Genomic DNA, 18340 nt, shown 5'->3' with positions numbered 1-18340 from the left:
CGTGGCTTACAGGGTATGGCAGCGGTCGCCGCGGGCGAACCCGGCCAGCGGCTCGCTCTGGTCCGTGCCGTCGTCGAGGCCCCGCGTCAGCGCGATGACCTTGAACAGCTCGCCCATTTCCGCTTCGGACAACAGCTTCTGCACGGCGTTGGCCTGCGGCAGGAAGGCGCGCGCGTCGGACGGGTCCAGCCCCATCAGCAGCTCGGTGATGCCGGCGTTCATCAGGAAGCGCGCTTGCGAAGCAAAGCCCGAGATCGTCAGCCCCGCTTCCACCGCGGCGGCGGCGATGCCGCTGAAATTGACGTGCGCGGTGATGTCCTGCAGGCCCGGATAGAGGAACGGGTCCGGGTGCGCATGATGCCGGTAGTGGCACATCAGCGTGCCGCCGGCGCGCTGCGGATGGTAGTACTCGGCGGCGGGGAAGCCGTAGTCGATGAAGAAGGCGGTGCCGCGCGCCAGCATCGCGCCGACGGCACGCGTGAAGCCCTCGGCTTCGGCGTGAGTCTCGGTGACGAGGTCATGCTCGCCGGGGATGTTGCGCAGCATCGTCGGCACGTCGGCATTGGCGAGCACGCGGTCCTCGAAGCGGAACGCGGCGGCCGCGCCGGGTTCGGTTCGCGCCACGCCGCGCTCGTGCCAGCGGCCGTCAACGCGTGCGTAGAGCTGCACCGGCATCGCATCGAGCACCTCGTTGCCGACGATGATGCCCTCGAAGCTGTCGGGCAGCGCATCCAGCCAGCGCACGCGCGCAGCCAGGTGCGGGGCGCGCTGCGCCAGCGTTTCCTGCTGGCGCGCGCGCAGTTCCCCGGACAGTTCGACGATCGCGTATTCCTGCGGCAACTTGCCTTCCTGTTCCAGGCCCAGCAGCAAGTCCGCCGCCAGGCGGCCGGTGCCCGCGCCGAACTCCATCAATCGTGGCAGGCCTTGCGCAACCAGCGGCGCGAACTGGCGCGCCAGCGTGCGTGCGAAGAACGGACTCAGTTCCGGCGCGGTGATGAAGTCGCTGCCATCGCGGGCATCGCGCCCGAACTTGGCCGAGCCGCCGCTGTAGTAGCCCAGGCCGGGCGCATACAGCGCCAGCGCCATATAGCGGTCGAAGCCGATCCAGCCGCCGGCCGCATCGATCGATTCGCCAATACGGGCCGTAAGGGTATCGGAAGCGGCCTGCGCGTCGGCGGGGGGAAGGGGTAAACTAGCGGCTTTCTGCATCCCGCGATTGTAGCAATGCCCGCATCCGATACTTCGGCACCCGCTGCCGCCAATCCTGCCGCCGGTGCCGCCGCAGCCGCCGGCACTGCCGCCGCCCAGACCGCTGCCCAGACCGCTGCCCGCGGCGTCGCCCTCGTCACCGGCGGCGCGCGCCGCCTGGGCCGCGCCATTGCGCTGGAGCTGGCCACGCAGGGCTGGGACGTGGCCGTGCACTGTCACCGCTCGGTGGACGAGGCCGAGGCGCTGGCGGTCAGGATCCGCGCGCTCGGCCGCCGTGCCGCGGTGCTGCGCGCCGACCTCGCCGACGAAGCCGCCACCGGCCGCCTGATCGCTGACTGCATCGCCGCGCTGGGCTTGCCGACCTGCCTGGTCAACAACGCCTCGCTGTTCCAGTACGACGTGGCGACCAGTTTCTCGTATGCGTCGCTCGATACGCATATGCGCACCAATGTGGCGGCGCCGCTGCTGCTGGCGCGCGAGATGCACAAGGCGCTGGCCGCCGCAGACCCGGGCGGCGACAAAGACAAGGCCGCCGAACCGCGCGGCGTGGTGATCAACCTGCTCGACCAGAAGCTGGACAACCTGAATCCCGATTTCCTGTCGTACACGCTGTCCAAGGCCGCGCTGCAGACCGCCACGGTGCAGCTGGCGCAGGCGCTGGCACCGCGCATCCGCGTGGTCGGCGTCGCGCCGGGCATCACGCTGGTGTCGGGCGAGCAGTCGGAGCAGAGCTTCCGCCGTGCGCATCGCGTGACGCCGTTGGGCCAGTCGTCGACACCCGAGGATATCGCCCAGGCGGTGGCTTACCTGGCGCAGGCACGCGCCGTCACCGGCACCACGCTGTACGTGGACGGTGGCCAGCACCTGATGCCGCTGTCGCGCGACGTGATGTTCCTGACCGAGTAAGCTGGCGCTGAGAACCCATTTCACAATGGGTTCTTATATACCAGTCAGCCGGCAAACCGTATGATGTGCCGCGCCCGCCGGGCGCGGCTGCCCGTTTTTCGCGGCCTTTTTACCCCGCTTTTTTGCCCTTCTCTCCAGCCATGACCATGCTCGCCGCTCTTTCCCACCCCAGCCTGCAGGACTGCCGACGCATGTTCCTGCGCAACTATGAAGTGCAGATCAATATCGGCGTGCATGAGTTCGAGAAGAAGGGCGAGCAGCGCGTGCTGATCAATATCGACCTGTTCGTGCCGCTGGAAGAATGCACGCCGCAGGCCGACAAGCTCGACGAAGTGGTCGACTACGACTTCATGCGCAATACCGTGGCCGAGCGCATGGCGCAGGGCCACGTCCACCTGCAGGAAACGCTGTGCGACGACGTCGCGCGCGCCATGCTCAAGCATCCCAAGGTGCGCGCCGTGCGCGTGTCGACCGAGAAGCCCGACGTGTACCCGGATTGCGATTCCGTTGGCGTCGAGGTGTTCCACATCAAGCAGAGCGCCTGACTTGGCATTTGCCCCGCGCCTGCAGCGTGCGGGCGCCTAAAGTAAAATGTTGCCCCTTCGCGCGCTGCCGGCCATTCCATCCGGCAGGCGCCATGCAACAGGATGCTCCATGAGCCACTCGAACAATTTCTACCGCCTCGAGACGAGGCTGCAATCGCAAACCGGCAAGGCCATCGGCGACTTCGGCATGATCGAGGACGGCGACACCGTGCTCGTCTGCATGAGTGGCGGCAAGGACTCGTACACCATGCTGTCGGTCCTGATGGCGCTGCAGAAGCGCGCGCCCATCAAGTTCAGGCTGATCGCGATGAACCTGGATCAGAAGCAGCCGGGTTTTCCGGAGCACGTGCTGCCCGAATACCTGAAGTCCGTAGGCGTGGAATACCTGATTGTCGAGGCGGACACCTACTCGATCGTCAAGGAGAAGGTGCCTGAGGGCAAGACCACCTGCTCGCTATGCTCGCGCCTGCGCCGCGGCGTGATCTACCGCACCGCCAAGGAGCTGGGCGCCAACAAGATCGCGCTGGGCCACCACCGCGACGATATCGTCAACACCTTCTTCCTGAACATGTTCTTCGGCGGCAAGATGAAGGCCATGCCGCCCAAGCTGGCCACCGACGATGGCGCGCATATCGTGATCCGCCCGCTGGCGTACTGCTCGGAGAAGGACATTGCGTCGTACGCACGCGCGATGGAGTTCCCGATCATCCCGTGCAACCTGTGCGGCTCGCAGGAGAACCTGCAGCGCAAGAAGGTCAGCGAGATGCTGCAGGAGTGGGAGCGGCAGAACCCGGGCCGCATCGACAATATCTTCTCGGCATTGCGCAACGTGGTGCCGTCGCACCTGGCCGATACCGAGCTGTTCCCGTTCACGGGGCTGGCTACCGGGCTGGCCAAGGTGGACGAGGCTTCGCTGTTCGGTGAGACCACCTTCCAGCAGCAGCCGCTGGTGTTCGCGGGCAGCATGGAAGAGAACCGGATGGAGTTCGTGCGCTTCGAGCGCCCGCCGGCGTCCGCGCCCGGGGCGGAGCAGGCCGGCGCGCCGCAGTAACTGCCGCCACAATGCAACATGCCCGCGCGAGCGGGCATGTTGCATTGTGGGTGGTCGAAGCTCAGTTCGCTGCCGCCGACTGCACTGGGGCGTGCGCCTTCTCTCGCATCAGCGCGTTGGTATCGTCGATCCACTTCCGGAACCGATCCTGCGCATGCGCCTTCTGCTGCGGCGTGGTCATGTTGGCGATCGCCACGGTCAGCGCAATGCCGGCATTGTTGCTGGCATCGTGGCTCACGGCATGCTTGCCCGGCGGGTTCTGCCAGTATTCGCGGAAGCGCCGCAGCACGTCCATCACCTGCGGCTTGGACGGCTGCGTGGCTTGCACGTAGCGCACCATCTTGAGCCATTCCTGCTGCCGCGCCACCCGCTCGGCGTAACGCGACTCGGCGTTCTGGGCCACGGGCGCCACCGCCGCACGGATCTGCTTTTCCTGCTCGCCGGAGAAATCGCCATAGACCAGCCGGGCGTAGTCCATCACCTTGTCAAAGCGGGCGTCGATCCGCTCGGCCGGGTTAGGGTTCAGGAATTTCTTGCGGTACTTGGCGTTGCCCTCGGCGAATTTCTTCTCCATGCGGGCGATCTGGTCGGGCGTCAGCGTCAGCAGCAGGTCGGCCATGTCGGGCATGGCCTGCTCGTAGGAGCGGCGCGCCAGTTGCTGCGAGGCGTCCTGGAAGTGCTCGACCATGGCCGGCGTCACCGGCTGGCGGACCTCGGCCTTGGCCTGCTGAAGCAGGCCCGAGATCTCAGGCAGCTGCGACTTGCGGTGCCAGGCGAAGAAGCGCGCGATTGCTTCGCGCGTGACCGGTTCCTGGTCCGAGGTGACATCGACATAATTGTCGATCCACCAGTAGGCCAGCCGATCACCCTGCTGGTACCCGAGTTTCATCGCGTTGCATGCGCACAGCGCCGCAGCGCTGAAAATCACCAAAATCCGCCGTGCCCAACGATTGTGAAATTCGGAAACAGCGCGGCGTTGCGCAGAAATCGCCATGTTAAAATCGGCGCGCATTGCAGCCGGGCCGCTTTGATCGTCGCCAGCCCAAGACTGGCAAGGGTTTGCGGGATTCCGCACCGACCGGGACCGGGCCTGCAGCCAAGCTGGGTAGTGAAGTCCGCGAATCACCCGGTTGGCGCTTTCCAGAATATTTTCGGACACACTCACTTAGGGGTCTCCTTGTGAATATCGTCATTCTCGCCGCGGGCATGGGCAAGCGAATGGTTTCCGATTTGCCCAAGGTACTGCACCCGGTTGCCGGGCGGCCCATGCTGGCGCACGTCCTGGATACGGCTCGCGCACTGTCGCCGTCGCGGCTGGTGGTCGTTGTCGGGCACGGCGCCGAGCATGTGCGCGAGGCAGTCGCTGCCGACGATGTCGCCTTCGCCGAACAGGCACAACAGCTTGGCACGGGCCATGCGGTGATGCAGGCACTTCCATTGTTGGACGACAGCCAGCCCACATTGGTTCTGTACGGTGACGTGCCGCTCACGACCGCTGCCACGCTGAAGGCACTGGTGGCCGAGGCAGGCACCGAGCGCTTTGGCGTGCTGACGGTCGAAATGCCAGATCCCGCCGGCTATGGCCGTATCGTACGCGACGCGGCGGGCAGCATCGTCCGCATCGTCGAGCAAAAGGATGCCAGCGAGGCCGTCAAGGCCATCCGCGAGATCAATACCGGCATTATCGTGTGCCCAACAGGCCACCTTCGGCGCTGGCTTTCGACGCTCGGCAACGACAATGCCCAGGGCGAGTACTACCTGACCGACACGGTCGAGCGCGCCGCGACGGAAGGGGTCGAGATCGTCTCGGCGCAGCCGGCGGCGATCTGGGAGACGCTCGGGGTCAACAGCAAGCTGCAGCTCGCTGAAGTCGAACGCATCCACCAGGGCAACCAGGCCCGCCGCCTGCTCGAAGCCGGCGTGACGCTGCTGGATCCGGCGCGCATCGATGTGCGTGGCGAGCTGACCTGCGGGCGCGATGTCACCATTGATGTCGGCTGCGTGTTTGAAGGCCGCGTGCACCTGGAAGACGGCGCCAGCATCGGCGCCCATTGCGTGATCCGCAACAGCACCGTGGGTGCCGGCGCGCAGTTGCACCCGTTCTGCCATGTCGACAGTGCCAGAATCGGCCCTGCCGGCCGCATTGGGCCGTACGCGCGGCTGCGCCCGGGCACCGAATTGGGCGAAGATGTGCATATCGGCAACTTCGTCGAGGTCAAGAATGCCCAGGTGGCCGCGCACAGCAAAGCCAATCACCTTGCATATGTTGGAGACGCCACAGTGGGTTCGCGCGTCAATATTGGCGCCGGCACGATCACCTGCAACTATGACGGTGTGAACAAGCACCGTACGGTGATCGAGGACGACGTCTTTATCGGCTCCGATACGCAACTGGTGGCGCCGGTGACGGTACGCCGCGGCGCCACGCTGGGGGCGGGCACCACGCTGACCAAGGAAGCGCCTGCGGACAAGCTGACGCTGTCTCGCGCCAAGCAGATGACCATCGACGCCTGGCAGCGTCCGGTCAAGCAGCCGAAAAGGTAATCGTCAGGGCCGCCGCGTGAGCGGCCATGGAAAGCGCAGGCCCGGCCCGGGCGGCGCGATGGATTGGATTGGGCGCCGCAGTGGGCGCCAGCAACGGGGGTTCAGCATGTGTGGCATTGTCGGCGCGGTCTCGACGCGCAATATCGTTCCGGTCCTGATCGAGGGGCTACGCCGCCTGGAATACCGCGGCTATGACTCGTGCGGCGTCGCGGTCGTGCGCGACGATGCGGTCGAGCGCGCCCGCACCGTATCGCGCGTGGCCGACCTGGATGCGCAGACGCAGGCCTCGGGCCTGTCCGGCTTCACCGGCGTGGCGCATACGCGCTGGGCCACTCATGGCAAGCCCGATACCGTCAACGCCCACCCTCACCTGTCGGGCGAGACCATCGCGCTGGTGCATAACGGCATCATCGAGAACTACGAGCCGCTGCGCGAGGAACTGCGCGCGGTCGGCTACGGCTTCGAGTCGCAGACCGACACCGAAGTCGTCGCGCACCTGATCCACCAGGCCTATACCTATCCCAGCAGCGCCACCCGCGGCGACCTGTTCGACTCGGTGCGCGCCGTCACCAAGCGCCTGCACGGCGCCTACGCCATCGCCGTGTTCGCCAAGGACCAGCCCGGCGTGGTGGTCGGCGCCCGCGCCGGCTCGCCGCTGGTGGTGGCGCTGGGCGAGAACGAGGCCTTCCTCGCGTCCGACGCGCTTGCCGTGGCCGGCACCGCGAACCGCATCATCTACCTTGAAGAGGGCGATGTGGTCGAGATCTCGCTCGACGGCGTCGTCATCCATGACGCGCAAGACCATCCGGTCGAGCGTGAAGCACGCCTGGTCGAGGCCCACGCCGCATCCGTCGAGCTGGGCCCGTACCGCCACTTCATGCAGAAGGAAATCTTCGAGCAGCCGCGCGCCCTGGGCGACACGCTGGAAGGCGTGGAAAGCATCACGCCGGCGCTGTTCGGCGACAACGCCGCCGAGGTCTTCGCCGGCATCGACAACGTGCTGATCCTGGCCTGCGGCACCAGCTACTATTCCGGCTGCACCGCCAAGTACTGGCTCGAAAGCATCGCCAAGATCCCGACCCAGGTCGAGGTCGCCAGCGAATACCGCTACCGCGACACCGTGCCCAACCCGCGCGCGCTGGTGGTGGTGATCTCGCAGTCGGGCGAAACCGCCGACACCATGGCTGCGCTGCGCCACGCGCGCGCGCTGGGCCATGTGCACACGCTGGCGGTCTGCAACGTCGCCACCAGCGCCATGGTGCGCGAGACCGAGCTGCGCTTCCTGACCCGCGCCGGCACCGAGATCGGCGTGGCCTCGACCAAGGCCTTCACCACGCAGCTGGCCGCGCTGTACATGCTGACGCTGGCGCTGGCCAAGGTGCGCGGCCTGCTGACCCAAGAAGCCGAGGCCAGGGACCTGGCCAACCTGCGCCACCTGCCGGCCGCGCTGCACGGCGTGCTGGCGCTGGAGCCGCAGATCATCGCCTGGTCCGAAGACTTCGCACGCCGCGAGAACGCGCTGTTCCTGGGCCGCGGCCTGCACTACCCGATCGCACTCGAAGGCGCGCTCAAGCTCAAGGAAATCTCGTACATCCACGCCGAGGCGTATCCGGCCGGAGAACTGAAGCACGGCCCGCTGGCGCTGGTGACTGAAGCCATGCCGGTGGTCACGGTCGCGCCCAACGACGCGCTGCTGGAAAAGCTCAAGTCCAACATCCAGGAAGTGCGCGCGCGCGGCGGCCGCCTCTATGTGTTTGCCGACAGCGATACGCAAATCCAGTCGTCGGACGGCATCCAGGTAATCCGCATGCCCGAGCACTATGGCGACCTGTCGCCGATCCTGCACGTGGTCCCGCTGCAACTGCTGGCGTATCACACGGCATGCGCGCGCGGTACCGACGTGGACAAGCCGCGGAATCTGGCGAAGTCGGTGACGGTGGAGTAAGTCATCAGGGGCGGCCCGCCCATCATGATGATGATGACGATCTTAAGAAGTTTCCCGAGCCACCCTGAAATCTTCTAGCGCTCCGGGACAGCGCCTGGCTCCGCCGTCGGGTAGTCAGCCAGCGCTGCGTGCACCTGTGCCACGAACGCGCGGGTCGCCGGCGACGGCGTATGCCCGGCCAGCGACACGATGCCGTACTGCGCGCGGAGGTCATGGCGCGGGCGCATCTGCAGCGGCACCGCCGCGCCTTGCGCGCACGCGTCGGCCATCATCGCCACCGGCACCAGTGCGACGGCGTCGCCGGACAGCATCAATGCGCGCAGCGCATGCATGTCATTGCAGGTGACGGTGAGCAGGCCGGTGCTGTCGTCGTCAGCGGCTCCGCTGCCGGCGGCCTGCATCGCCTCGCGGAAGAACTGCCGGATATGGGCCGGCAGCCGCGGACCGGCCACGGGATAGTCGCGCAGCGTGGCAAGGCTGATATCGCCTTGATGCGCCAGAGGGTGCGCGGCACGCACGAAGAAGCCGGTCTCCAGCGCCGGCAGGCGCTCGATCCGCAGGTGGCCGAGCTGCGCCAGGCTGCGGCTTTCGCCGACAAAGACATCGAGCCGTTCGGCTTCCAGCGCGCGCAGCATGGTGGTGGTGTCGGCGGTCTCCACGTCGATGCGCAGGCGCGGGTAGCGCCGCACCAGCGCTTCCAGCACCGGGTCGAGCAGGAACGATGCCGCGAACGGCCCGAAGCCGGCGCGGATCTCGCCAATCTCCACTTCGTCCAGCAACTGCAGGTCGCGGCGCAGTTCGCGGCTTTCGCGCAGCATGCGGCGCGCGCGTTCGAGCACCAGCGTGCCGGCGGCGGTGGGGCGTACCTTGCCGTAACTGCGGTCGACCAGGGGGCCGAGGTCGGCCTCCAGGGCCTGGATGCTGCGCGTCAGTGCCGGTTGCGACAGGTGCAGCGCCGCGGCGGCGCGCGCGAAACTGCCCTGTTCGACCAGGGTGACGAAGTGATGCAGCTGGCGCAGGCCCATTGATTTAACTATTTATGCATGAAAACTTGAAAAATATTGCATTGGACGTACTTTCTCAAGCCCGCTACCGTTGTTCTCCAAAACCATAAAGACGATCTGGAGACGACATGAAACGACGCGCATGGCTCGCGCTCGCAGTCAGCGGGCTTTCGCTCAGCCTTGGCCTGCCGGCCGCTGCACAGACCTACCCGGCCAAGCCGATCCGCCTGGTGGTGCCCTACGTGGCCGGTGGCGGCACCGACACCATCGCCCGCACCATGGGCGAGAAACTCAGCAAGCGCCTGGGCCAGCCGGTGGTCGTGGAAAACAAGGCCGGCGCCTCCGGCATCATCGGCACCGATGCCGTGGCCAAGGCGGCGCCGGACGGCTACACGCTGCTGATGACGCTGACGCAGTCGGTGCTGACCAACCAGTTCCTGTTCGAGAAGCTGCCGTACGACCCGCGCAAGGACCTGACAATGATCAGCGTGCTGGCCGATGCGCAACTGGTGCTGGTGGCGCACCCGTCGGTGCCGGCGCGCACGCCGCGCGAGCTGGGGGATTACGCGCGCGCCCAGTCGGGCAAGGCTACCTATGCCTCGTGGGGCGTGGGATCGCTGTCGCACCTGAGCGGCGCCTACCTCAGCAAGCTGACGCGCGGGAACGCCACGCACGTGCCCTACAAGGGCGAGGCGCCGATGCTGCAGGACCTGCTTGGCGGCCAGGTGCAGTTCGGCTTTGCCAGCATCCTGACGGCCAGGCCGTATATCGAGAGCGGCAAGCTCAAGGCGCTGGCCGTTACCGGCACGCAGCGCAGCAGCGCGCTGCCCGCGATGCCGACTTTTGCCGAACTGGGCATGCAGGACAGCGCGTTCAAGACGGTGGGCTGGATCGGGCTGGTGGCGCCGGTCGGCGTGCCGGCGCCGATACTGGCCAAGCTTGAAAGCGAGGTGAAGGCGATCCTGCAGACTCCTGACATGCAGGCACGCATGGTCGGGCTGGGGCTGCGCCCGGTGGGCAGTTCGCCGGCCGAGGCGCAGGCGCTCTATGCGCGCGACTGGCCGGTGCTGAAGACGCTGGTGGCGGACTCGGGCGCACGCCTAGACTGATCTACTTCCGATTCCTCCCATGGCGGGCGGCACGGCAATATGCCGTCTGCCCGTTTTTTTATGCGCCAGTCCGTCCGGAAAGCTCGAGTATTAATGCCGGATGCGGCTTTTCATGCGCTAGCGAAAACCGAATGGAAACCATTGCCATTCTCATGTGCAATAACGCTGGATAATCGGTCAATATCCGCCGAATTTGCTTGATGTCCCCTTTTGCCGGCCTACCATGAAAGGCACGGCGCGATATTGGATGTGGCAGTGCGCTGGCTATGATAATGAGAATTGATCCACCCATATCGAGGGGTCGTTGGTGCTGTCATGAAAAGCGACAAGAAAGCGATTCAATTCCTCAATGGCCAGCTCCGGCATGAGCTGACCGCCATCAACCAGTATTTCCTGCATGCGCGCATGTACCGGCATTGGGGGCTCAATGCCCTGGGCAAGCACGAGTACGAGGAATCGATCGAGGAAATGAAGCACGCTGACAAGCTGATCGAGCGCATCCTGCTGCTCGATGGCTTGCCCAACCTGCAGGACCTCGACAAATTGCTGATCGGCGAGAACACCGAGGAAATGCTCGGCTGCGACCTGAAGCTGGAACAGGTTTCGCAGGCCAGCTGCAAGGATGCAATCAAGTATCTGGAGTCGGTCGGCGATTATGTTTCGCGCGAGGTGGTGGTCGATATCCTGGAAGCGACCGAATCGCATATCGACTGGCTCGAGTCGCAAATCGAACTCATCGGCAAGGTCGGCGTGCAGAACTACGTCCAGTCGGCCATGGGTGAGATCGGCGACTGACCGCCGTCGCGGGCGCTCGCGCAGCGCCCTGCAGACTTTTCCATTTCCCGCTACACTGCGGCCCGCAGCACAACGCGCCGGCATGGCGCGTCATCCACGGCGGGGTGGCAGAGTGGTGATGCAACGGCCTGCAAAGCCGTATACGACGGTTCGATTCCGGATCCCCGCCTCCAGTTTTTCTTCCTGGCAGCAACATTCCCCTTCTTCGCACCCTGCGTCGCGTGATGCGCGCGATGGGTGCGCCTGTGCCGAATAGCCGCGCTCACTGTGTGGAATGCGGCGGGCAATTTCCGACACCGGTTTGCCCTGTTCTTCCCGGATAGTACAAAGCGACCGAATCAGGTAGTGTTTCGCGATCAGGCCGGACCGGCCTGCGTGCACAGCGCGCCGCCAGGATGGCGGCGCAACCATGCCGGGCTTCCATGGTGTTCCCGTCGCCAAGTGATGTGAAGAAGAGAGGCTCCTGATGATGAAAGACCTGCGGATCCGGGCGGCGATGCCCTCGGACGCGCCAGCGGTGGGGGCGGTGCTAGAGCGCTGCGGCTTGCCGACCGACGATGTGTTCCGCGTGCTGGAGCACTTCCATGTCGCCATCCTCGAATCGCGGATCATCGGCTGCGCCGCCGGCGAGCCGTTCGGCCAGACTGTTGTGATCCGCTCGGTGGCGGTGCTGCCCGAGCACCGCGACCAGGGCGTTGCCACGCACGTGGTGCGCGCCGCGCTGATGCGCGCGCGTTCGAACGGCCAGCAGCGCGCGGTGCTGCTGGCATCGAGTTGTCCGAGCTATTTCGCGCGCTACGGCTTTACGCTGGTGCCGGCATCGAAACTGCCGCAAGAGGTACTGTCGTCCAGCGAATTCCAGCGGCATACCGATACGCCGCCGCTGTGCATGTGGTGCGAGCTGAGCTGATCTGAGCTGACCTGAGTAGAGCAGCCGCGCGCCAGGCGCGGCGCGCGCATTCCGCGTTCTTCGTTCCGCGGGTGTTTCAGTGCGTACCCTCGCAGCGGCTGATCTCGACGGTCACGTGCACCAGTTCCTCGTGCACGGACAGCGCCTGGCGCACGCGCTGCGGCGACAGCGTGACATCATGCGTGACCAGGCAGACGATGCAGGCAAAGTGCTGGCGGCCGACGCGCCAGACATGCAGGTCGGTCACGCGGGTATCTTCATCGCCAGGGCGGCCGTCGCGGTCGAGCCCGGCCAGCACCTCGCGCACTTCGTCGACCACCGGGTGGTCCATCTCGCGGTCCAGTAGCACGGTGCCGCTCTGGCGCAGCAGGCCGATCGCCCACTTGCCGACCAGCGCCGCGCCCACCAACCCCATCACCGGGTCGAGCCAGGCCCAACCCAGCCACCAGCCGCCGGCCAGCGCCACAATAGCCAGCACCGAGGTGGCGGCATCGGCCAGCACATGCACGTAGGCCGCGCGCAGGTTGATGTCGTGGTGGTGGCCATGGCCATGATGGTGATGACCATGGTCGTGCCCGTGCCCATGCGCATGTCCGCCCAGGATCAGCGCGCAGCCGAGGTTGACCAGCAGCCCCAGCGCGGTCACGGCCATCGCCTCCCGGTAGTGAATTTCCTGCGGGTTGAACAGTCGCTCGACCGAACCCGCAGCCATCAGCGCCGCAATGCCGAGCAGGAACACAGCACTGGCAAAGGCGGCCAGCACCTCGATCTTCCAGGCACCAAAGGCAAAGCGCCAGTCGCTGGCGTAGCGGCGCGCAGCCGCGTAGGCAAAGGCGGACAGGCCGATGGCCAGCGCGTGCGAGCTCATGTGCCAGCCGTCGGCCAGCAGCGCCATCGAGTTGAACCAGAGGCCGGCGGCGATTTCCACCACCATCACGATGGCGGTGATCACCATCACCAGGCGCGTGCCGCGCTCGGCAGCACGGTTGCCCCCGTCGAAGGTATGGCTGTGGGTCCATGCGGACAGGTCTTGGGTATGCATGGTCAGATCTGGCTATGGCTGGAAGTCAGTACGGATGCTGCAAGGTTAGCAGAGCGCGGCTGTGCGGCTGGCTGCGTCCCTGCCGGCGGCAGGGGCGGGCCGGCAGGGATAGATTCATGAATACTTCGACCGAATGAGTGTCGCTGCAGGAAATCCTGTCTCATCGCTTAGTGATTACACTAGCCGGCACGGATGCAGACGGCCGCCGGCCGGCCAAGGAGACAGACAATGTTCGAAGGATTCACGCCGCACCGGATCGACTGCGGGGATGTCGCCATCCACGCAGTGGCCGGCGGCCAGGGGCCTGCCTTGCTGTTGCTGCATGGCCACCCGCAGACCCATGCGATCTGGCACAAGGTGGCGCCGGAACTGGCGCGGCATTTCACCGTGGTGGCCGCCGATCTGCGTGGCTATGGCGACAGCGGCAAGCCCGCGGGCTTGCCGGATCACGCCAACTACAGCAAGCGCACCATGGCCGCCGACCAGCTTGCGCTGATGCGCGCGCTCGGCTTCGAACGATTCAGCGTGCTGGCGCACGACCGCGGCGCGCGCGTGGCGCACCGGCTGGCGCTGGATCATCCACAGGCGGTGACGCGGCTGGTGACGCTGGATATCGCACCCACGCTGGCGATGTACGCGCAGACCAGCGAGGCCTTTGCCCGCGCCTACTGGCACTGGTTCTTCCTGATCCGGCCCGCGCCGTTTCCGGAAACACTGATCGAAGCGGATCCTGCGCTCTACCTGCGCCAGACCATGGGTGCCCGCAGCGCCGGGCTGGCGCCATTCACCGACGCCGCCATGGCCGAGTACCTGCGCTGCCTGAGCCTGCCCGGCGCAGCGCACGGGCTGTGCGAGGACTACCGCGCCAGTGCCACCATCGACCTTGAGCATGACCGTGGCGACCTCGCCGCGGGCCGCATGGTCGAGTGCGAGATGCTGGCGCTGTGGGGCGAGCAGGGCGCCGTCGGGCAGTGTTTCCGGCCGCTGGACGAATGGCGCAAGGTGGCGCGGCGCGTGCGCGGGCATGCGCTGCCATGCGGCCACTATATTGCCGAAGAGATGCCGGAGCGGCTGCTGGAGGAGGTGCTGCCGTTCCTGCGCGGCTGAAAAGCCCAACCCGTTCGGCCCGCGGCATCTCGCCGCATCAAGCGCCTGCTGCATGCCGCAACAGGCGCTTTTTGTCTTCCACGTTACGAAAAATCCCCATGCACCTCAGGGAAATCCGATTTGCAGCTTACATACATTCATGAATGGATGTATGATTTTGCGAAAAATTCATATTCCCGCAACAACTTTATTGTCGGTTCTGAGATGACATACCGCTTTATTGCTTTCGCACTGGTGACCTGGGTGGGCGTCTGCGCCACCGCAGGCTGGGTCGTCGAACGCCTCTGGAGTTGAGGCAGCGCCCTGGGAGCGGCGCAGGCCCGCGCTCTCGCCACGAACAACAACAAGACCACAATCAGAAGAAGAAGGCTCTCGCATGCGCATCATCGCCGCCATGCTTGCCGCTACGGCCAGGAAGACCTCTGCGGCTGTCGTCCTGCTTTTGATCGGCGCACTGCCGCTCGCTGGTACCGCTCATGCCGATCCTGCGGTCTACGCGGCATTCGGGCGTGATCCCGGTCATGACATCAACAAATACGAGATCGGCATGAACTGGGATTCCGGTTTCGCCTGGGGCAACCCGCAAGGTTGGCTGGCGAGGCTGCAGTGGGAAGTGACGCTGGCGCAGTGGAATGCGCGCAGCGGCACCAACCGGCAGGACGTGACGGAATTCGGCTTCGCGCCGATCCTGCGCCTGGAAAAACGCGGCGGTGGGGTGGTGCCGTTCCTGGAGGCGTCCGTGGGTGCGCGCGTGCTCAGCCATACCAGCACGTCGGACGAGCATCGCTACAGCACGGCGTTCCAGTTTTCGGACATGATCGGCGTGGGCGTGGCCTTCGGGCCGCGCGCGGCGGCCGAGGCCGGCTTCCGCTTCCAGCACCTGTCCAATGCGGGTATCAAGGGCCCCAACCCCGGCACCAACTTCTATACCGGCTACCTGCGCTACCGCTTCTGAGGTAGCCGACTCTCACGCAGCGGCGGCACGCGGCGCCTGTGCCAGCCTGTCGAAGAACTGCCACAGCTGCGGCGCGTCGCCGGTGGCCACGTTGAAGCGAATCCAAGGCGAATCGGTCTCGTCCGGCTCGAAGTACGAGCCCGGCGCCAGCCAGATGCCGTGCTCCAGCGCCAGCGTGGCCAGGCGGTTGCCGCTCAGCGGCTCGCCGCGCCGGCTCGCCTGCAGCCGCTGCTGGATGTCTTCGCGCAGCCGCGCCCAGGCAAACATCCCGCCTTCGGGGCGCAGCAGCACCTCCAGACCGTGCGCCTCCATCTTTTCGGTCACCAGGTCCTGCTGTGCGCGCAGCCGGTCGGCCAGCGCGGCCACGTGGCGGCCGTAGTGGCCGCTGGTCAGCACCGAGTAGACCAGGCGCTCGGTCACTTCCGACGAGGTCAGCCCGACCGCCATCTTGGTCCGCGCAAAGGCCTTGGCCAGGTCGGGGCTGGCGGCCAGGTAGCCAACGCGCAGCGACGGCGTGATGGTCTTGGAAAAGCCATTGACGTAGACCACCTGCGATAACCCGTCCATGGCGGCCAACATCGGCGAGCCGGCCGGCGCCAGCTCGCGGTAGATATCGTCTTCCACCACCAGCAGCCGGTGCTGCTCGGCGAGCTGCAGTACGCGGAAGGCGTTCATGCTGCTGAGGCTGGCGCCGGTCGGATTCTGCAGCACGGTGTTGACGAAGAGGGCGCGGGGAGCGTGGGCGCGGATCGCGTCGTCGAGCGCATCGGTATCGAGCCCGGCCGCCGAACGCGGCACGCCGATGACGCGCAGCCCCGCCAGCCGCAGGATCTGCAGCAGGTTGCAATAGCAGGGCGCTTCCACCAGCACAGTGTCGCCTGCACGCAGCAGCGTGCGCACCACCAGGTCCAGCGCCTGGGTCGCGCCCTGCGTCAGCACTACCTGCTGCGCCTGCAGCGGGATGCCGTACTGGCCGAGGCCGGTGGCGATATGCTCGCGCAGCGGCGCGAAACCGTACGGATGGCCGTAGCCTGACAGCTGTGCCGCCGGCACCCGGGCCGAGGCGCGCATGGCCTGGTGCAGCCCTTCCTCGTTGAGCCAGTCGCCTGGAAGCCAGCCGGCGCCGGCCTTGATCGGCACGGAATGATCGGCGAACACGTCCGACAGCAGCCAGGCCGCGTTCAGTCCCGGAGCTTCCCATTGCGGCGCACGGGCGCTGCCGGTGGGGGCGTGACGGTGCGCCACGGTGTAGCCGGAGCCCGGCCGCGCGGCCAGGTAGCCCAGCGCGGTCAGCCGCCCGTAGGCCTCGGCCACGGTGAAGGTGCTGACCTGGTGGTGCTGGGCAAAGCGGCGTACCGACGGCAGCGTGGTGCCGGCGCGCAGTGCGCGCTGCTCCACCAGCGCGGCGATGCCGGCGACGATCTGCTCGGTGAGGGTTTCGCCGCCACGGCGGCTGCGGGTCAGGCTCAGGGTCAGCATCGGAAGCGTTGCACTAAGCACCTCGGAAGGCATCAACCTGTACAGTTTAACGGGCCGCGCAGGGCGCCGCGCGCGGTGCCATTCCGCGTTGCGAAATTGCCGCAGTGCAGCGTGGGATGCCGCACTGCGCTCGGCAAGCGCCACGTGGCAGGGTGCCGTGCCCCGCGCGCGCCGCGGCTGCTTGCCTGTACGGTTTGGCGTGATCAAACTGTACGGTAAGGCGGTGCTGTCCGGACTGTATATTTTGTCGGCCAGACGCCGCCGGTAGAGTGGCCGTCATTGCCGCCGTTTCCGTGCCCGCTTCAGTGCTCGTCACTCGCAGCGGCGCCGGAACGGCACCAGCCAACCGACCCGCCCAATTGCCCCGAGGAGGACGTATGGACGCCGCCAAGACCGTGATTCCCGATCTCGATGCCCTGTGGATGCCCTTCACCGCCAACCGCCAGTACAAGGCGGCGCCGCGCCTGCTGGCGTCGGCGAGCGGCATGTACTACACCACCCACGACGGCCGCCAGATCCTGGACGGTTGTGCCGGCCTCTGGTGCGTGGCCGCGGGCCACTGCCGCAAGGAGATCGCCGAAGCCGTCGCCCGCCAGGCGGCCACGCTGGACTATGCGCCGCCGTTCCAGATGGGTCACCCGCTGTCGTTCGAGGCCGCCACCAAGGTGGCCGCGATCATGCCGCCGGGGCTGGACCGCATCTTCTTCACCAACTCGGGTTCGGAGTCGGTCGATACCGCGCTGAAGATCGCGCTCGCGTACCACCGCGCGCGGGGCGAAGGCCAGCGCACCCGCTTCATCGGCCGCGAACGCGGCTACCACGGCGTGGGCTTTGGCGGCATGGCCGTGGGCGGCATCGGCCCGAACCGCAAGGCCTACTCGGCCAACCTGATGCCGGGCACGGACCACCTGCCGGCCACGCTCAACATCGCCGAGGCCGCCTTCTCCAAGGGGCAGCCGCAATGGGGCGCGCACCTCGCCGACGAGCTGGAGCGCATCCTCGCGCTGCATGACCCGGCCAACGTCGCCGCCGTGATCGTCGAGCCGCTGGCCGGCTCCGCCGGCGTGCTGGTGCCTCCGGTCGGCTACCTGGAAAAGCTGCGCGAGATCACCAGCAAGCACGGCATCCTGCTGATCTTCGATGAAGTGATCACCGCCTTCGGCCGCCTCGGCGCGGCTACCGCGGCCGAGCGCTTCAACGTGACGCCGGACCTGATCACCATGGCCAAGGCGATCAACAACGCGGCGGTGCCGATGGGCGCCGTGGCCGTGCGCCGCGCAGTGCACGACGCCGTGGTCAACAGTGCCGCGCCGGGCGCGATCGAGCTGCTGCATGGCTACACCTACTCCGGACACCCGCTGGCCGCCGCCGCTGCCGTGGCCACGCTCGACCTGTACCAGCGCGAGAACCTGTTCGGCCGCGCGGCCGAGCTGTCGCCGGTGTTCGAAGCGGCGGTGCACAGCGTGCGCGGCGCGCCGCACGTGAAGGACATCCGCAACTTCGGCATGGTGGCGGGGATCGAGCTGGAGTCGCGTCCGGGCCAGCCCGGTGCACGTGGCTACGAGGCCTTCCTCAAGTGCCTGGAGCTGGGCGTGCTGGTGCGCTACACCGGCGACATCCTGGCGTTCTCGCCGCCGCTGATCATCTCGGAAGCGCAGATCGGCGAACTGTTCGATACGGTGAAGAAGGCGCTGCAGCACATCAAGTAAGCGGCGCTCGCCGCATCGCATTGCCACCGG

At 66.6% G+C, this 18340-nt stretch carries 16 protein-coding genes and 1 tRNA gene; 12 read left to right on the top strand and 5 right to left on the bottom strand.

Annotation, left to right across the window (positions count from 1 at the left end; all coding sequences use genetic code 11):
• Positions 1 to 6: 6 nt before the first annotated feature.
• The gene (locus tag ACIP1U_RS23555; RefSeq protein ID WP_400320069.1) at positions 7 to 1209 is read right to left on the bottom strand and encodes a class I SAM-dependent methyltransferase; all 1203 of its coding nucleotides are present in this window, start codon (positions 1207 to 1209) and stop codon (positions 7 to 9) included.
• Positions 1210 to 1224: 15 nt separating this feature from the next.
• Here ACIP1U_RS23555 and ACIP1U_RS23550 point away from each other — a divergent pair, with 15 nt between their 5' ends.
• The 3 genes from ACIP1U_RS23550 (at position 1225) to ttcA (ending at position 3711) form a co-directional block, all read left to right on the top strand.
• Positions 1225 to 2115: an SDR family oxidoreductase gene (locus tag ACIP1U_RS23550; RefSeq protein WP_400320067.1), complete on the top strand. Its 891-nt coding sequence runs from the start codon at positions 1225 to 1227 to the stop codon at positions 2113 to 2115.
• 140 nt (positions 2116 to 2255) lie between these two features.
• Positions 2256 to 2660 carry a dihydroneopterin aldolase gene (locus tag ACIP1U_RS23545; protein ID WP_400320064.1) on the top strand — a complete coding sequence of 135 codons (405 nt, stop codon included), beginning with the start codon at positions 2256 to 2258 and terminating at the stop codon, positions 2658 to 2660.
• Between the two features lie 109 nt (positions 2661 to 2769).
• Positions 2770 to 3711, top strand: coding sequence for a tRNA 2-thiocytidine(32) synthetase TtcA (ttcA, locus tag ACIP1U_RS23540; RefSeq protein WP_400320062.1), 942 nt, complete (start codon positions 2770 to 2772; stop codon positions 3709 to 3711).
• A gap of 61 nt (positions 3712 to 3772) precedes the next feature.
• Here ttcA and ACIP1U_RS23535 read toward each other — a convergent pair whose 3' ends face one another.
• The gene (locus ACIP1U_RS23535; RefSeq protein ID WP_400320059.1) at positions 3773 to 4600 is read right to left on the bottom strand and encodes a DUF6279 family lipoprotein; all 828 of its coding nucleotides are present in this window, start codon (positions 4598 to 4600) and stop codon (positions 3773 to 3775) included.
• A 290-nt stretch (positions 4601 to 4890) separates the two neighbouring features.
• On the opposite strand from ACIP1U_RS23535, the gene glmU reads away from it, so the two are divergent.
• Positions 4891 to 6255, top strand: a complete 1365-nt coding sequence (glmU, locus tag ACIP1U_RS23530) for a bifunctional UDP-N-acetylglucosamine diphosphorylase/glucosamine-1-phosphate N-acetyltransferase GlmU (protein ID WP_400320056.1) — start codon at positions 4891 to 4893, stop codon at positions 6253 to 6255.
• Between the two features lie 106 nt (positions 6256 to 6361).
• Entirely contained in the window at positions 6362 to 8200 is a 1839-nt protein-coding gene (glmS, locus tag ACIP1U_RS23525; protein WP_400320053.1) for a glutamine--fructose-6-phosphate transaminase (isomerizing), read from the top strand.
• A gap of 74 nt (positions 8201 to 8274) precedes the next feature.
• Here glmS and ACIP1U_RS23520 read toward each other — a convergent pair whose 3' ends face one another.
• On the bottom strand, positions 8275 to 9225 hold the full coding sequence (locus tag ACIP1U_RS23520; RefSeq protein WP_400320050.1) for a LysR family transcriptional regulator: 951 nt from the start codon (positions 9223 to 9225) through the stop codon (positions 8275 to 8277).
• Positions 9226 to 9332: 107 nt separating this feature from the next.
• Between ACIP1U_RS23520 and ACIP1U_RS23515 the strand changes: the two genes are divergently transcribed.
• The 4 genes from ACIP1U_RS23515 (at position 9333) to ACIP1U_RS23500 (ending at position 12018) form a co-directional block, all read left to right on the top strand.
• Positions 9333 to 10313 (top strand): Bug family tripartite tricarboxylate transporter substrate binding protein, encoded by a 981-nt coding sequence (locus tag ACIP1U_RS23515; RefSeq protein ID WP_400320048.1) that lies wholly within the window; start codon positions 9333 to 9335, stop codon positions 10311 to 10313.
• Between the two features lie 315 nt (positions 10314 to 10628).
• Positions 10629 to 11108, top strand: a complete 480-nt coding sequence (gene bfr, locus ACIP1U_RS23510; RefSeq protein WP_400320045.1) for a bacterioferritin — start codon at positions 10629 to 10631, stop codon at positions 11106 to 11108.
• 98 nt (positions 11109 to 11206) lie between these two features.
• A tRNA-Cys gene (locus tag ACIP1U_RS23505) sits at positions 11207 to 11281 on the top strand.
• 293 nt (positions 11282 to 11574) lie between these two features.
• Positions 11575 to 12018, top strand: a complete 444-nt coding sequence (locus ACIP1U_RS23500) for a GNAT family N-acetyltransferase (RefSeq protein ID WP_400320042.1) — start codon at positions 11575 to 11577, stop codon at positions 12016 to 12018.
• Positions 12019 to 12094: 76 nt separating this feature from the next.
• On the opposite strand, the gene dmeF is transcribed toward ACIP1U_RS23500, so the two are convergent.
• A complete protein-coding gene (gene dmeF, locus ACIP1U_RS23495) occupies positions 12095 to 13060 on the bottom strand; it encodes a CDF family Co(II)/Ni(II) efflux transporter DmeF (RefSeq protein ID WP_400320039.1) in 966 nt (321 codons plus the stop codon).
• A gap of 228 nt (positions 13061 to 13288) precedes the next feature.
• Here dmeF and ACIP1U_RS23490 point away from each other — a divergent pair, with 228 nt between their 5' ends.
• Positions 13289 to 14167: an alpha/beta fold hydrolase gene (locus tag ACIP1U_RS23490; RefSeq protein ID WP_400320037.1), complete on the top strand. Its 879-nt coding sequence runs from the start codon at positions 13289 to 13291 to the stop codon at positions 14165 to 14167.
• 382 nt (positions 14168 to 14549) lie between these two features.
• Positions 14550 to 15122 carry an acyloxyacyl hydrolase gene (locus ACIP1U_RS23485; RefSeq protein ID WP_400320247.1) on the top strand — a complete coding sequence of 191 codons (573 nt, stop codon included), beginning with the start codon at positions 14550 to 14552 and terminating at the stop codon, positions 15120 to 15122.
• Positions 15123 to 15134: 12 nt separating this feature from the next.
• Here ACIP1U_RS23485 and ACIP1U_RS23480 read toward each other — a convergent pair whose 3' ends face one another.
• On the bottom strand, positions 15135 to 16601 hold the full coding sequence (locus tag ACIP1U_RS23480) for a PLP-dependent aminotransferase family protein (RefSeq protein WP_400320034.1): 1467 nt from the start codon (positions 16599 to 16601) through the stop codon (positions 15135 to 15137).
• A gap of 377 nt (positions 16602 to 16978) precedes the next feature.
• Here ACIP1U_RS23480 and ACIP1U_RS23475 point away from each other — a divergent pair, with 377 nt between their 5' ends.
• Entirely contained in the window at positions 16979 to 18310 is a 1332-nt protein-coding gene (locus tag ACIP1U_RS23475) for an aspartate aminotransferase family protein (protein ID WP_400320031.1), read from the top strand.
• Positions 18311 to 18340: the final 30 nt, after the last annotated feature.

This window comes from Cupriavidus sp. NPDC089707 (genome assembly GCF_044748965.1).
Taxonomy (GTDB): Bacteria; Pseudomonadota; Gammaproteobacteria; order Burkholderiales; family Burkholderiaceae; genus Cupriavidus.
The sequence above is the reverse complement of the archived record's forward strand: the minus strand, read 5'-3'. Positions and strand labels throughout refer to the sequence as shown.